Origin of the sequence: Pseudomonas bijieensis (assembly GCF_013347965.1) — a bacterium.
GTDB lineage: Bacteria > Pseudomonadota > Gammaproteobacteria > Pseudomonadales > Pseudomonadaceae > Aquipseudomonas > Aquipseudomonas bijieensis.
In genome coordinates, this window is sequence record NZ_CP048810.1 from 1,177,402 (window position 1) to 1,191,867 (window position 14,466).

The 14,466-nt window shown below is 63.4% G+C and carries 15 protein-coding genes; 6 read left to right on the forward strand and 9 right to left on the reverse strand.

Going from position 1 to position 14,466, the window contains the following annotated elements:
- Nucleotides 1-23: 23 nt before the first annotated feature.
- From GN234_RS04870 to GN234_RS04880, 3 genes are all read left to right on the forward strand, one after another.
- Nucleotides 24-1,823, forward strand: a complete 1,800-nt coding sequence (locus GN234_RS04870; RefSeq protein WP_176687979.1) for a HAMP domain-containing protein — start codon at nt 24-26, stop codon at nt 1,821-1,823.
- The gene (gene narL, locus GN234_RS04875) at nt 1,820-2,467 is read left to right on the forward strand and encodes a two-component system response regulator NarL (protein WP_176687980.1); all 648 of its coding nucleotides are present in this window, start codon (nt 1,820-1,822) and stop codon (nt 2,465-2,467) included. Before GN234_RS04870 ends, narL begins: the two co-directional genes overlap by 4 nt.
- 256 nt (nt 2,468-2,723) lie before the next feature.
- Entirely contained in the window at nt 2,724-3,401 is a 678-nt protein-coding gene (locus GN234_RS04880; protein ID WP_109756132.1) for a Crp/Fnr family transcriptional regulator, read from the forward strand.
- A gap of 152 nt (nt 3,402-3,553) precedes the next feature.
- On the opposite strand, the gene ubiT is transcribed toward GN234_RS04880, so the two are convergent.
- From ubiT to norR, 7 genes are all read right to left on the reverse strand, one after another.
- Complete coding sequence (ubiT, locus tag GN234_RS04885) at nt 3,554-4,024, reverse strand: ubiquinone anaerobic biosynthesis accessory factor UbiT (RefSeq protein ID WP_116832266.1); 471 nt, start codon at nt 4,022-4,024, stop codon at nt 3,554-3,556.
- On the reverse strand, nt 4,018-4,908 hold the full coding sequence (locus GN234_RS04890) for a U32 family peptidase (RefSeq protein ID WP_109756134.1): 891 nt from the start codon (nt 4,906-4,908) through the stop codon (nt 4,018-4,020). The genes ubiT and GN234_RS04890 overlap by 7 nt, the downstream gene beginning before the upstream one ends.
- An 11-nt stretch (nt 4,909-4,919) precedes the next feature.
- Nucleotides 4,920-5,915, reverse strand: coding sequence for a ubiquinone anaerobic biosynthesis protein UbiU (ubiU, locus tag GN234_RS04895; RefSeq protein WP_176687981.1), 996 nt, complete (start codon nt 5,913-5,915; stop codon nt 4,920-4,922).
- 81 nt (nt 5,916-5,996) lie between these two features.
- On the reverse strand, nt 5,997-7,244 hold the full coding sequence (locus GN234_RS04900) for a molybdopterin molybdotransferase MoeA (RefSeq protein ID WP_176687982.1): 1,248 nt from the start codon (nt 7,242-7,244) through the stop codon (nt 5,997-5,999).
- On the reverse strand, nt 7,241-7,795 hold the full coding sequence (gene moaB / locus GN234_RS04905) for a molybdenum cofactor biosynthesis protein B (RefSeq protein WP_176687983.1): 555 nt from the start codon (nt 7,793-7,795) through the stop codon (nt 7,241-7,243). The genes GN234_RS04900 and moaB overlap by 4 nt, the downstream gene beginning before the upstream one ends.
- An 88-nt stretch (nt 7,796-7,883) precedes the next feature.
- Nucleotides 7,884-8,531 carry a pyridoxamine 5'-phosphate oxidase gene (pdxH, locus tag GN234_RS04910; protein WP_163853876.1) on the reverse strand — a complete coding sequence of 216 codons (648 nt, stop codon included), beginning with the start codon at nt 8,529-8,531 and terminating at the stop codon, nt 7,884-7,886.
- A gap of 206 nt (nt 8,532-8,737) precedes the next feature.
- Nucleotides 8,738-10,270 (reverse strand): nitric oxide reductase transcriptional regulator NorR, encoded by a 1,533-nt coding sequence (gene norR, locus GN234_RS04915; protein ID WP_109756139.1) that lies wholly within the window; start codon nt 10,268-10,270, stop codon nt 8,738-8,740.
- A 160-nt stretch (nt 10,271-10,430) separates the two neighbouring features.
- Here norR and ytfE point away from each other — a divergent pair, with 160 nt between their 5' ends.
- Nucleotides 10,431-11,105, forward strand: coding sequence for an iron-sulfur cluster repair protein YtfE (gene ytfE, locus GN234_RS04920; protein WP_109756140.1), 675 nt, complete (start codon nt 10,431-10,433; stop codon nt 11,103-11,105).
- Nucleotides 11,106-11,274: 169 nt separating this feature from the next.
- Here ytfE and GN234_RS04925 read toward each other — a convergent pair whose 3' ends face one another.
- Together GN234_RS04925 and GN234_RS04930 are read right to left on the reverse strand one after the other, a co-directional pair.
- Nucleotides 11,275-11,712, reverse strand: a complete 438-nt coding sequence (locus GN234_RS04925) for a hypothetical protein (protein WP_370873809.1) — start codon at nt 11,710-11,712, stop codon at nt 11,275-11,277.
- Between the two features lie 16 nt (nt 11,713-11,728).
- Entirely contained in the window at nt 11,729-12,919 is a 1,191-nt protein-coding gene (locus GN234_RS04930) for an NnrS family protein (RefSeq protein ID WP_176687984.1), read from the reverse strand.
- Between the two features lie 662 nt (nt 12,920-13,581).
- On the opposite strand from GN234_RS04930, the gene GN234_RS04935 reads away from it, so the two are divergent.
- Nucleotides 13,582-14,265: a Crp/Fnr family transcriptional regulator gene (locus GN234_RS04935; RefSeq protein WP_109756143.1), complete on the forward strand. Its 684-nt coding sequence runs from the start codon at nt 13,582-13,584 to the stop codon at nt 14,263-14,265.
- Entirely contained in the window at nt 14,262-14,462 is a 201-nt protein-coding gene (locus GN234_RS04940) for a protein DnrP (protein WP_176687985.1), read from the forward strand. Before GN234_RS04935 ends, GN234_RS04940 begins: the two co-directional genes overlap by 4 nt.
- The last annotated feature ends 4 nt before the right edge of the window (nt 14,463-14,466 follow it).

Sequence of the window (14,466 nt, forward strand, 5' to 3'; positions counted from 1 at the left end):
TTTTGCCCCACAGGCCCGCGTCAATGATGCGTTGGCTGCGCAGTTCCCTGCCCGCTCGCGCCGGGCTGGCGGTGATCCTGATCGCCATCCTGGCCCTGGCCAGTTCCTTGAGCGCCGGGTTGATCGCCTGGTTCAGCCAGGGCGACGCCGCCGCCATCAACACCGCCGGTTCCGTGCGCATGGAGACCTACCACCTGAGCTGGAAACTGGCGGCGGGAGCCACCGATGAAGTCCCGGCGATCATCGCCAGCCTGCAACAACGCCTCGACAGCCCGGCCCTGCGCGCCGTGCTGGAAGACGGGCCGACGACTTCCCTGCACCAGAGCTACCAGAACCTGGTGCAACGCTGGAACCAGACCCTGCGCCCGGCCATCGAGCGCGGCGATTCGGCGTTTTTCCAGAACAGCGCCAACTCTTTCGTTGAGCAGTTGGATCAGTTCGTCACCCTGCTGCAACGCCAGAGCGAGCACAAACAAGGCTGGCAGCAGACGATCCAGGGCATGGCGCTGTTCAGCACCATGATCATCCTGCTGATCGGCCTGTATGAATTGCAGTACGGTGTGGTCACGCCCTTGCAGGAACTGGTCGACGCCACCCAGCGCTTTCGCCGGGGCGAGTTCCAGGTGCGGGTCAATCATCAGTCCGAGGATGAGCTGGGCCAGTTGGCGACGAGCTTCAACACCATGGCCGAGACCATCGAGCAATCGCACCGCACCCTGGAAAACCAGGTCCAGCAAAAGACCCTGAACCTGCAACAGGCCAATGCCGCCCTGGAGTTGCTGTACCAGAGCAGCCGCAACCTCGCCACCCGTCAGGCCAACGCCGAAGGACTCGACGAATTGATCCGGCGCTTCCAGCAGCGCCTGCCCGGCCTGCGCCTGACGCTATGCCTGCAAGGGCAATTGCAGACGCCGGCCCGGCACCTGTTGGCCCTGCATGGCGCCAGCAGTCGCCAGGTCTGCGCCAGCAGCGATTGTGCCAGTTGCCATAAACACAACGCTGCGCGCCCGCAGGCCTTCAGTATCAGCAACCAGGGCAATGAGCTGGGTGAACTCAAGGCGCATTTTGTCGACGGCCACACGGCGCAGCCTTGGGAAACCGCACTGATCCAAGCCCTGGCCAACCTGATCGGCACGTCGCTGTCCCTCAAACGCCAGCGCGAACAGGACCACCGCCTGCTGCTGCTCGACGAACGCACGATCATCGCCCGCGAGCTCCACGATTCCCTGGCCCAGGCCTTGTCGTACATGAAGCTGCAAGTCAGCCGCATGCAGACCCTGATGCGTCGAGGCGAGCCGGTGCAGACCCTGGAAACCGTCACCGGTGAGCTGCGCGAAGGGCTGAACAATGCCTATCGCCAATTGCGCGAACTGCTGACTACCTTCCGCTTGCAGATCCACGACGACGGTCTGGTGGAGGAGCTCAAGGACACCGCCGAAGAATTCTCCAACCGTGGGAATTTCAAGGTGCACCTGTTCGTCGACAGCCTGGCTTTCGAGCTGTCGGCCAGCGAGCAGATCCACATCCTGCAGATCACCCGCGAGGCGCTGTCCAACTGCCTGCGCCACGCCCATGCCGAAAACGCCTGGCTCGAACTGCGCCAGGAAGGCGAGACCGTACGACTGTCGATCGAAGACGATGGCCGCGGCTTCAGTGGCGAAGTCGACCAGCGCGAGCACCATGGCCTGAACATCATGAACGAGCGGGCCCGCAGCCTGCGTGGCCAATTGCAGATTCTCTCCCGTACACCCCAGGGCACCCGTATCCAGGTGCATTTCCAACCGGAATTCCTGGGCCAACACACCGAAGGCCTCGCAACATGAACGCCCCCCTGCGCCATACCCTGCTACTGGTCGACGATCATCCGATGATGCGTCGCGGCATCCGCCAGATGCTTGAGCTTGAAGACGATTTGCAGATTGTCGGTGAAGCCAGCCACGGCGAAGAAGCCCTGGCCCTGATCGAGCCGCTCAAGCCCGACCTGGTATTGCTGGACAACAACATGCCGCAGATGAACGGCATCGAGACCCTGCGTCGGCTGCGTGCCATGAATTACACCGGCAAGGTGCTGCTGTTCACCGTATCCGACGCCGAGGACGACATCCGCGACGCCCTGCGCCTGGACGCCAATGGTTACCTGCTCAAGGACATGGAGCCCGAGTTGCTGATCCAGTACATCCGCGACGCCCTCAACGGCGCCCTGGTGATCAGCCCCGGCCTGACCCGCGTCATGGCCCAGGCCCTGCGCTCCCCGCCGCGCCAGGCCGATGTGGAGCTGACCGAGCGCGAACGCCAGGTACTCAAGACCATCGCCGGTGGCTACAGCAACAAGGTCATCGGGCACAAGCTGGGCATCACCGAAGGTACGGTCAAGGTCCATGTGAAGAACCTGCTGCACAAGCTCGGCTTGCGTTCACGGGTCGAAGCCGCAGTGTGGGCGATGGAGAATTTGCGCGGGGTGGGCTAGCTCTGGTTGGGATCCATGAATAAACACACAACCTGTGGCGAGGGAGCTTGCTCCCGCTGGGGCGCGCAGCGGCCCTATTTTTGGGGCTGCTGCGCGGCGGCGGGCAAGCTCCTCGCCACAATATCTGTGTTCTGCAGGCATTGATTTGACTGACAGACTGGCACGGCCGCTTCCCATCCCTCTTCCGAGGTAGGCCTGCCGAGGCATAGGCCGACGGCGACTTGGGCCCTACCATGACGGCACGCGGAGGTACGCCATGCTGACCCACCCTTCCATCGTTTTACTGTTGCGTCGTCACCACCTGTTCAGCCAATTGCCGGAGCGGATTTTCGAGGACGTGTGCAACCTCGCCGTCCTCAAGCGCCTGCCCTGCAACAGCACGCTCATGCACCAGGGCGACCCGGCCAAGCGGTTTTTCCTGCTGGTCAGTGGGCAGATCAAGTTGTATCGGGTGACCGGCGAAGGCCAGGAAAACCTGGTGGAAATCATCCAGCCCGGCCAGACCTTCGCCGAGGCCCTGTTGTTCAGCCAGGCCCGTTGCTACCCGGTCAGCGCGTCGGCAATCAAGGACAGCGTGCTAGTGAGTGTCGAAGGCAACCATTACCGGAACGCCCTGGAGGACCAACCGAAGGTCTGCCTGGCGATCCTGGCGAGCATGAGCATCCATCTGCACCAGCGCCTGAAGGATATCGACAACCTGACCTTGGCCAGTGCCAGTCGGCGGGTGATCAATTTCCTGTTGCAGGAACGCGATCCGCGGGATGGTCAGGTGGTGTTGCAGGTGTCCAAGCGTCTGGTGGCTTCCAAGCTGGGGATCCAGCCGGAGACGTTTTCGCGGATTCTTCATCGGTTGGTGGATGGGGGGTTGATTGCCATGGAGCGGCGCAATATTCGCATCCTGGCCGAGGATGAGCTGGAGGCTTACCAGCAATAGTGGGCCCAGACCCAGTTCCCTTGTGGCGAGGGGATTTATCCCCGCTGGACTGCGAAGCAGTCCCAAGGCCATGTATCGGGCACATTGAATGGGGCCGCTTCGCGACCCAGCGGGGATAAATCCCCTCGCCACAAGAGCCAATGCAATCTACCTTAACTTGCCGCCAACCCCTTGCCCGCCCGCTCCAGATTGCGCCACAGCCACGGCGGCAACACCTCCGGATCAAGACTGTCGATCAAGTTCTTCAACGCCAACCCCAGCTCGGTATCCCCCTCGATCACCAACCGGCGACGAAAGAACAACGTGTCCGGGTCTTCCTGACGACTGGCCAGCAGCAGAAACTCACGCCAGTTGCCGCTGATGGTGACCTGGGCCTCGGCCCGTTCGGCGATGCGCAGTCCGTCCCGCGCCAGGGTCAGGTACCAGCACAGTTTCAGGTCGGGCACGCGCAGGCACAACCAACGCCCGCGCAGCACATCGAACCCGCCATCGCGCAGCGGCTCGGCCAGGCAACGGTTGAGCGCCTGCTGCAACGTCAGCCGCTGCACCACGAACGGCACCTTGCCCACCAGCGGCAGCAAGCGGTCGGCACCTTTGAGCAGCCACTTCTTCGGACTCAACACAGGCCCGCCTCCTCTACCTTCAACATGCCGGCGTGACCATGCCAATAGCCATTGCAACCGTCCACGAACAGCGGTGGTGCCTCGCCCTGACGCACCTTGTCGAAGGCCGTGACCACCTCGGCCATGCCCTGGGCGCGCGGGCTCAGGCGCAGCACGTCGGCACCGCAGGCCATCAGCGCGTTGTAATCGGCCAGCAGGTTCGTCACCTCGCCGGACATTGTCTGGATGCCGTTGAGGGTGAACAACTGCTGACCTTCCTGACTGCTCAACGCCAGCCCGTCGGGGTAGTTGATGCAACAGAACTGGCAGTCGTCCTTGGGCCGGTTTTCGGCCCGGGCGGTAAAGCAGCGCGCCGAGTACGCCAAGGGCAGATGGCCGTAGGCGAAGATCTCTACTTCGGGCACGTCGCGGTCCATGTCCCGCACCTGCTCCAGCACATCACCGATCAGCGCCGCCGAGCACTCCACGGGCGGCACCCAGCGGATCATGCCGCTGTCTTGCAATTGCGCCAGGGCGTGGCCGTTGTACAGGTTCAGCGCCGGACCTGCGACAAAGGGCAGCTTGCGTTCGGCCATGAACTGCACCGCCCCCATGTCGTTGGCTTCCACCAGCAATTGACCGTTGTCACACAGGCGGCGCAGCGAAGAAAGCTCCGAGGCCGCTTCGATCAGCGTCAGGCTCGATAACACAATCTGTGCCTGGCTGCAGGTTTGCAGCTCGCGCCCCAGGCCCAGCCATTGATCCAGGGAGAACGCCCGGCGTTTCGAACACACGGTTTCCCCCAGGTAAATCACGTCCAGCGGCAATGCCGACATCTCGGCATAGAAATTCCCCAGTTGCGCTTTGTCCCAGTAAAACAGGACCGGTCCCAGGCTGAGTTTCATCTGGCCTCCCCTCATTGCCATGATCGATGGTAGGCACCCAGGGTGGTCTGGCTGCCTTCGGACAAACCCGCCAGCACCTGGCGCCATTCTTCCTGCACCCGGAACCGTTGCGGCGCGACCTGGTGGGCGTCCAGTGCGGCGCGCCAGACCCCGGTCACTTGTTCAACGTAGGCCGGGCTGCGTTGGCGCCCCTCGATCTTCACTGCTTCGACACCGATGGCCGCCAGTTCCGGCAGCAGGTCGAGGGTGTCGAGGCTGGTGGGTTCTTCCAACGCATGGAAGCGCTTGCCGCCTACCAGGAAGCGGCCTTTGCACAAGGTCGGATAACCGGCCGGTTCTTCGGGGGTGTAGCGGTCGATCAGCACCTCGCTCAGGCGTGCGCTGAGGCCTTGGGCGTCCTCGCTCCAGCGCACCGCCTTGGCCGGCGAACAGACTCCACACAGGTTCGGCGACTCGCCGGTGATGTAGGAAGACAAGTGACAACGGCCTTCGGCCATGATGCACAAGCTGCCGAAACCAAAGACCTCGATCGGCACCGGACTGGCCGCCGCCACCTGCCGCACCTGGGCCAGGGACAGTACCCGTGGCAGCACGGCGCGGCGGATGTCATAGCGCTCGGCGTAAAAAGCCAGGGCCGCCGCGTGGGTCGCCGAGCCTTGGACCGACAGATGCAACGCCAACTGTGGATGGCGCTGGCGGGCGTAACCGAGCACACCGGGGTCGGCAGCGATCAACGCATCCACGCCAAAATCGGCGGCGCGGTCCACCGCCCGTTGCCAGCGCTCCCAGCCCTTGGGTTGCGGGTAGGTGTTGACCGCCACGTACAGTTTGCGTTGGTGTTGACGGATGTGCGCGACAGCCGCGTCGAACTGCTTGTCGTCCATGTTCAGCCCGGCGAAGTGCCGGGCATTGGTGTCATCGCGAAAGCCGACATAGACGGCATCGGCGCCTTGGCGCACCGCCGCTTTGAGGGCAGGCAGATTCCCTGCCGGGCAAACCAGTTGCATGGGGCATCCTCGTGAGAAAACTAAGGGCGCCGCCAGTCTAGCCAGCCCTCGGCCGGCCACCTTGACGGCAATCAATTGCCGTCAATGCATCAGGCTCGCGAACGGCAGATACATCACTTTGTCGTGCTTATGCACTTGCGCCTGGCACTCCACCACGGCCAAGCCATCGGCCCAGCAGGCGGCCGCCAACATGGCCGAACTCTGCTGGGGATGCAGCTCGACACACAGCGAGCCATCGGCGGCCGGGGTCAATTTCGCCCGCAGGTACTGCCGTCGCCGGTTGGGTTTCAACCAGTCGAACCCGGCCGGTAACTGCAACGCCGTGGGCAACACCTCATCCATGCCCTGGGCCCGGAACAGGAACGGCCGCACGACGATCAACGCGGTAATCAGTGCCGCCGAAGGGTTGCCCGGCAGCCCGATCCAGGGTTTGCCGGCCACCTCGCCAAAGGCCAGGGGTTTGCCCGGCTGGATCGCCAGGCGCCACAGGTCAACGCTACCCAGGGCTTCGATCGCTTGCTTGAGATGATCTTCCTCACCCACCGACACGCCGCCGGAGGTCAGCAGCAAGTCGCATTCGGTTGCCGCCAGGCTCAAGGCCTGACGACTGGCAAGCAGCTTGTCAGGCATGACGCCGTAGTCATGTACCTCAAGGCCCCAGCCGCGCAGCAGCGCCATGAGACTGTGGCGATTGCTGTTGTAGATCTGCCCTGGCGCCAGCGTTTGGCCGGGTTCGCGCAGTTCATCGCCACTGCTGAGCAGGCCCACCTGCAAGGGGCGATAGACCTCTACCCGGGCAATCCCGGCACCGGCCAGCAACCCCAGTTCCTGGGCGCGCAAGCGTTTTCCGGCCTGGAGCAAACGGTCCCCGCGCTGCATTTCCTCACCTTCCCTGCGCACATGCTCTGCGCCCTTGACTGGTGGCAGCCAGACCCGCTCACCTTCCACCCGGCAACTTTCCTGGGGCACCACCGTGTCAGCCCCCGGCGGCAGCGGCGCGCCGGTAAAAATGCGCACCACCTGCCCGGCCTGTAATGGTTGACCCGGTGCCTCCCCGGCGGCAATGCGCCCGGCCAAGGTCAGATAACCGCCATCGACCGGCAGGTCGGCGGCCCGCAGGGCATAACCGTCCATGGCGCTGTTGTCCCACGGCGGCAGGTTCATGGGACAGCGAACATCGGTCGCCAGCACGCGACCCAAGGCCTGGTCCAGCGCCACCCGCTGCACCGGAGGCGGCAGCGGCGCCTGATCCAGCAAATAGCGGATGGCTTCATCCACCGGCATCAGCGCACCACTGTCACAGACGCTGCCACACCCGCCGCGGCTCATGAACGTGCCTCACAAGGTAGCAGGGCAATGCCTGGCTGCGGCTTGAGGTGGGGGGTGAAATTGCACGGGCCGGTGCGGCTGTCCAGTTGCCCGGCCAGGATCTGTTCCCAACCAGTCCGACAAGCTCCCGGCGAACCCGGCAAGCAGCACACCAGCACACCGTTGCTCATGCCCGCCAACGCTCGCGATTGCAGGGTGGACATGCCGATCTCGGCCAGCGACACCTGGCGGAACAGCTCGCCGAAACCGTCGACCTGTTTGTCCAGCAACGGTGCCACCGCTTGGGGCGTGTTGTCGCGCGGGGTGAAACCGGTGCCGCCGGTCATCAACACCACCTGCACCTTGGGGTCGGCGATCCACTGTGAGACCTGGGCACGGATCTGGTAGATATCGTCCTTCACCAGGCCACGGTCGATGAGCACATGCCCGGCCGTTTGCAGCAGGTCCGCCAGGGTCTGCCCCGAGGTGTCGGTGTCGAAGGTGCGGGTGTCACTGATGGTGAGGACCGCGATGTTCAACGGTTGAAAGAGACATTGCGTCAGATGGGCCATGATCAGCCGTCCTATCAGAAAAAGATGGCCCAGCCTGAACCGCAATCGTTGCCGGGCCTATTCCTCCTTGGAGGTACCTCCCTCGGCGTCAGGGCGCCAGACGCGTGCGCTGCCAGGCGCCGTCTTGCAGGCGATAGTCGAGACGATCATGCAAACGGTCGGCACGGCCCTGCCAGAACTCCAGTCGTTCCGGTCGCAGGCAATAACCGCCCCAATGCGCCGGACGCGGCACCGATTGGCCGGCGAAGCGTTGTTCGGTCTGCGTGAGCAAGGTTTCCAGCACGGCCCGATCCGCCAATGGTTGGCTTTGTGGCGACGCCCAGGCCCCCAGGCGACTGGCCACGGAGCGGGACTCGAAATAGGCATCCGACAACGCCGGGGCGAGTTTGTGGACCGGCCCTTCGATGCGCACTTGCCGTTCCAGCCCCGGCCAGAAAAACGTCATCGCGGCCCTGGGATTGACCGCCAGGTCCTGGCCCTTGAGGCTGTCGTAGTTGCCGAAAAACACAAAGCCGTCCGGACCGAACCCCTTGAGCAACAGCACCCGGCAATGAGGCTGGCCCTGCTCGTCCACCGTCGCCAGGGCCATGCTGTTGGCTTCCACCGGCGGGCTTTCGGTGTCGCGGGCCTGCTGCATCCACAACCCGAACAAAACCATCGGGTCGTCCGGCGCCTGGGCTTCATCCAGGCCATCGAGGGTGTACTGGCGGCGCATTTTGGCCAGGGAAAGGGGCATGGCGGTGATCTCCACTATGGGTTTTGGCCAGTGTGGATTCTGCGGCGTTGGCGGGCCTTGATCGTTGTCAATGCCGGCTCTTGTGGTGAATGTGCCGGCCTCTTTGCGAGCAAGCCCGCCCCCACAGTGGATCGACTGTGTTCACAAGCACCCTGTGGGAGCGAGCCTGCTCGCGATGAAGACGCCTCGGTGTAACAGGCAAACCACTATTTGAGCCCCAACCGCCGCGCCAGCTTATGCAGATTGCTCGGGTCAACCTCCAACAGCCGCGCCGCCCCGGCCCAGTTCTGCCCGCAACGCTCCAGGGCCTTGAGAATCGCCTGGCGCTGACAACCATCGACGGCTTCGCTCAAGGGTTGCATTGGTGCATCCAGAGCCTCCAGGGCTTGTTCAGGCAGCGCCTGGGCCGAGGCTGCGCTGGCATTGACGTCCAGATCCAGCACCTGCGGTTCCAAGGTCATGATCAAGCTGCGATTGGCGCCGTGGCTCAGTTGCTTCAACGCGGCGCGACTGATCACGTGTTCCAGCTCCCGCACGTTCCCCGGCCAGGAGTACGCCAGCAGTGCCTGTTCGGCCGCCGGCGACAGGCGCAAGCCGCGCAAACCCAGTCGCGTGCGGTTCAGTTCGAGAAAGTGCCCGGCCAGCATCAACACATCATGACCGCGCTCGCGCAGCGGTGGGATCGGCACCGGGTAGACCGAAAGCCGGTGATACAGATCGGCGCGAAACAGCCCGTCGCGAATACTGTCGGGCAAATGCCGGTTGGTGGCGGCGATGATCCGCACATCGACGTGCAGCGGCTTGTCCGCCCCCAGGCGCTGGATCTCGCCGTTTTGCAGGGTGCGCAGCAACTTGGCCTGCACACTCAACGGCAATTCGCCGACCTCATCGAGAAACAACGTACCGCCATTGGCCGCGTCGAAACGCCCGGCGCGGTCGGTAGTCGCCCCGGAGAACGCACCTTTGACGTGGCCGAACAACTCGCTTTCAGCCAGGGACTCGGGCAACGCTGCGCAATTGACCTGGACCAACGGCTTGTGGCCGCGCCGGGACAGGCGATGCAGGCGGCGGGCGAACAACTCCTTGCCCACGCCGGTCTCCCCCAGCAACAGCACCGGCAGTTCGGAGTCGGCCAGCACGTCCAGCTCATTGAGCAACTGCTGCAAGCCCTCGCTGCGCCCGAGGATCTCGCCCTCTTCGGCCGGCAGGCGCAGGTCCGTCTGGTCGCTGCGCGAGGCTCGCAAGCTACGGTTTTCCTGTTCCAGCCGAGTGACCCGTACCGCCGCCTCGATCTGCAACGTACAGCGCTTGAGTTCCTCCCGGGCGCGGCTGTCGAAGGTGCCGGCGTGCAACGCATCCAGGGTGATCGCGCCCCAGAGCCGGCCTTCCACGTACAGGCTCACGCCCATGCAGTCATGCACCGGCAGCGGCTCGCCGACGTGGTTGTCGAGCAAACCGTCATAAGGATCCGGCAAGCGACTGTCCGGCTCGAACCAGGTGGGTTCGCGCGACGCCATGATCGCCGCCAGGCGCGGGTGCTGGGCAATCACGAAGCGCCGACCCAACGCTTCGTGGACCAGCCCCACGGTGGCCACGGGCCTGAGGCTGTCATCGTCCAGGCGCAGCAGCCCCACGGCGCCACTGTTGAAGTATTCGCGCAGGGTCTGCACCAGGCGCTGCAATCGCACCGCATTGGGCAGCTCGACGATCAGGTCGGCGGCCAGGCTTTCACGCAGCATGGTAGTGATGACCCTCCAGGGTTCGTTTGACCCTTCACAATCAGGGTGACAATCACCCTGCAAAAAATTTAATGCTTTATTTTCAATCGGTTGAATCTGGCATACCGACTGCAAAGTCCGCTCATCTGTCCCTCCCCGGGATTCCACCCAAGGAAACATGATGAGCCTCGATCTGCTGGAACAAAGCCTTGGCCAACTGGCCTGCGACATTCCCGGTGCCACGCGCACTTTCCATCATTACAACCTCGACTTCTGCTGCGGCGGGCAAAAGTCCTTGCGCGAAGCCGCGCTGGGCAAGGGCCTGAACCCGTTGCTCATCGCCGATGCCTTGCGCACGCTGCAAGCCGCCGGCGAACTCGGCCATGACTGGCGCGACGAGCCCCAGGCCCTGCTGATCGCCCACATCCTGGAGCGCTACCATGCGCGCCATCGCGAACAACTGCCGGAACTGATCCGCCTGGCCCGGCGCGTCGAGCAGGTCCACGGTGCGCGCCCCAACTGCCCGAACGGCCTGGCCGATCACCTGCAGGACATATATCAGGAGCTCGAAGGCCACATGCTCAAGGAAGAACAGGTCCTGTTCCCGATGCTGCAACAGGGCCTCGGCGAACGAGCCTCGGCGCCGATCCAGGTCCTGCGCTACGAACATGACCAGCACGGTGAAGCCTTGGAAACCATGCTCGCCCTGACCGACCAGATCACCCCACCCGCCAACGCCTGCAACACCTGGCGCGCCCTGTATCGCGGGCTGGTGGAGTTTCGTGATGATCTGATGCAGCACATTCACCTGGAAAACAATGTGTTGTTCGTCAATGCGATGAAGCCTGCCCGCTGACTCTCAAGCATTGCATACCCCTTGTGGGAGCGAGCCTGCTCGCGATGGCGTCGGATCAGTCGGTACGAGGTGCCTCACACACCGCCATCGCGAGCAGGCTCGCTCCCACAGGGATTGATGTTGCTCACCCTATTTGCAATGACCTCAAAATTTTCTTTCACTCTCCCGCTCAAAACTGCCAATAGAACATCGCCTTGGCCAACACCACGATCAGCAGCATGTGCCCCAGGATACTGCGGCGCAGCCAGCAGGCTCGGCTGGGTGTCAGGCGACCGCTCTTGAGCCAGTACGCCAGCCACAAATAGTGACCGATGATACTCAGCGCCAGCAGGATCTTCAGGCTCAGCAGCAGGCCGAAGCTGCTGCTCAATGGCTGGCTCAATGCGCCGCGATGCTGCCAGGCCAGGGCCAGGCCAGCACCGTACAGCACCAGCACAACGCCGTGCAGGACGTGCCGCGAGCGCTTGGCGATGGCCTGGTCGGCGGCGTCTTTGACGCCTTGGGCCAGGGGCCGGCGGGCGGCATGCCAGATAAAAACCTCGAAAAACAACGTGCCTATAAAAGCAATAGCCGCCAATAGATGAGTGATTAGCAAAACCCCATACATCATCGATCCCCTCGACTCATCCCGGATGCCCATCCACCCGGGCCTTCAACAGCATCGGCCCATAACGCCAGGCGTATAAACCGTACGCCAACGCCCAGCACACCCCTGCCAGCCACAGCCCGGCCAACGGCAACAGCAGCACCAGCAGCACGCGGCTCAGACAGGCCAGGTTCAACAGGATGAAGGCCAGTGTCATGCCCACCGGCGGCTCAAGGGGACGCCCGGTATGCCCCAGGCTGACCCGGGCGATCATCGCCAGGATCAACCCGGCCATGGCGCCGATGGTCAGACTGTGCACCGCCAGGCTCGGGTTCACCGGTACGCCGAAGTGCCACAGCGCCATGCCCAGGCAGGCCACCGCCAGCCAAGCGTAGGCCAGGTGCAACGACCACAGCAGCGGCACCCGCCACAAATCCCGATCATGCCAACGCACCAGTCGAATCCCGTGCCCCACCGCCAACGCCGCGAACAACAGGCCGACCCAGGTACTGGCCGCCAGCGCCGGGCCGAAGGCATACAACAACGCCACCAGTGCCGAACCGGCCAACAACAGGCGATCGAGCCACGGCCATGGCGCGACGCCCTCGACCCGCCCGAGGCCTCGCTGGGTAAAGAACGGAATCACCCGTCCGCCGATCAACCCCATCATCGCCGCCACCAGCCACAGGCCGGTGAGCACGCTCTGGCGCTGCAAGCCCTCGTTGTGCTGGAGCAGGCCGAACACGGACAGGCCATCTGCGGCGGCCAACAGCAGCAATACCAGCACGATCGGGTAATTGCGCTTCTGCCGCACACGCCACAACGTCACGCCCATCAACACGGCGACCGCCAGGGCAAAACCCAGCTCCAGCAGCGCCAGCAACGGCCAGGGCGCATCGATCAGCCAGGCCAGCCGCGCGCCCAGCCACAACAACGCCAGCGTTGCCAAGCGCTTGCCGCTGAGCCCCGGGGTTCCGGTCCAGGTCTGCACCGCCGTCAGCAGGAACCCAGCGATGATCGCCAGGCCGAAACCGAACAACAGTTCATGCCGGTGCCAGGCCAACCAACCTCCGGCCGGTTGCCAGGCCGACAAGCGCCCGGTAAACGCCGCGAGCCAAAAGGGAATGGCCAGCAGCGCCAACACACAACCGGCCAAAAAAAACGGCCGAAACGCCAGGCGCCACAGCGGCGCGATGGCCATGGCCTTGCGACGGTCAAGCACTTGCATACACCACTCCTTTGCCTCGCTGAACCGTCAGCGAGGGACGACAAACCAGGGTTCGAATGATCGGCTATCGACACCGGCAGGCCTTGTCTCAGATCAAGCCAGCTCATCGGCAACCTCCCGCCTCGAACAGGCACTAGCAAGGGGCTTGCCGAACAGGGTCATTGTGGGAGCTCACTTAAGGCATTCGATAACCCCGTGGCGAGGGAGCTTGCTCCCGCTGGGCCGCGAAGCGGCCTACACCCGCCAAATGCGGAGCATCAGACACTCCGCACCCGCCGGTTTACGACTGCTTCGCAGCCGAGCGGGAGCAAGCTCCCTCGCCACAGGTCCATCACTTTTTTTGTGTACAGCATTGTGCTCCCACAGGGACTGTAGGCGAACGGGGGTATTTATGACCCTTTCATGGTTGTTTTAACCCTATTGCACCAGGGTCATTTCTACCCTCTCCAACCCCAACGCCCCGCCAATCAATTTCCTCAGGTCTGGCCCGGCTCTTGCTCAGGCCTGGCATTACCTTCGTTGCCGGGGCTCTCCATGAAATCTGTCGTTCTGCCGCTTACCTGGTTCTTCGTGCTCTCCTGCGTCGTGGCGCTTGCCAGCGGCCTGTCCCTGAGCCTGGTCTGACCCCGGCCCCATCATTTGCCACAACAAGGATCCATGCCATGGTGCTCCACCGTGTCCATCACCAGATTCTGCGCAGCCATCACCTGTTCGAGCCGTTGAACGAAGAACAGCTCGACGAACTGATGAGTAACAGCCAACTGCTGAACATCGACAAGGGCGACCCGCTGTTCCGCCAGGGAGAGCCGGCACAGGCGTTTTACTTCGTGATTTCCGGCGCCGTGAAAATCTACCGGCTGACCCCGGACGGCCAGGAAAAAGTCTTCGAGGTGATCGGTGAGCGCCAGACCTTCGCCGAAGCCATGATGCTGATGGACACACCCAACTACGTCGCGTCCGCCGAAGCCGTGGGCCCGACCCAGGTGTACCGGCTGTCCAACGCCACCTACATGCGTTTGCTGCAAAGCAACAGCCGACTGACCTTCGCCCTCCTCGGCAAGCTCTGCGTGCGCCTGCACCAACGGGTCAACGAGATTGAAACCCTGTCGCTGAAGAACGCCACTCACCGCGTGGTTCGCTACCTGCTGACACAACTGGTACGCCTGCAAACCGTGGACAGCCAGTTCGAACTGCCGATGGCCAAGCAGTTGATCGCCGGACACTTGTCGATCCAGCCGGAAACCTTTTCGCGGATCATCCGTCGCCTGATCGATGAAAAAATCATCACTCAGGACGGTCGCCAGATCGCCATTCTCGATCGCCTGCGCCTGGAACAATTCGAATGAGCGCACAGCCCACTTGCCTGTATTGCCAACAGGCCAACCCCGTCGATGAAACCGAGTGTCGCCAGTGTGGCATGCCCCTGCCGGCTGAAGCAGCGCTGGCCGGCGAGCGCCGGCTGCGGCGCTTCACCTGGTTTTGTGTCGGCTTGACGATCTTCTGCATCGTCATGTTCTTCTGGCTGCCCCGCGACATCGTCTGAACCC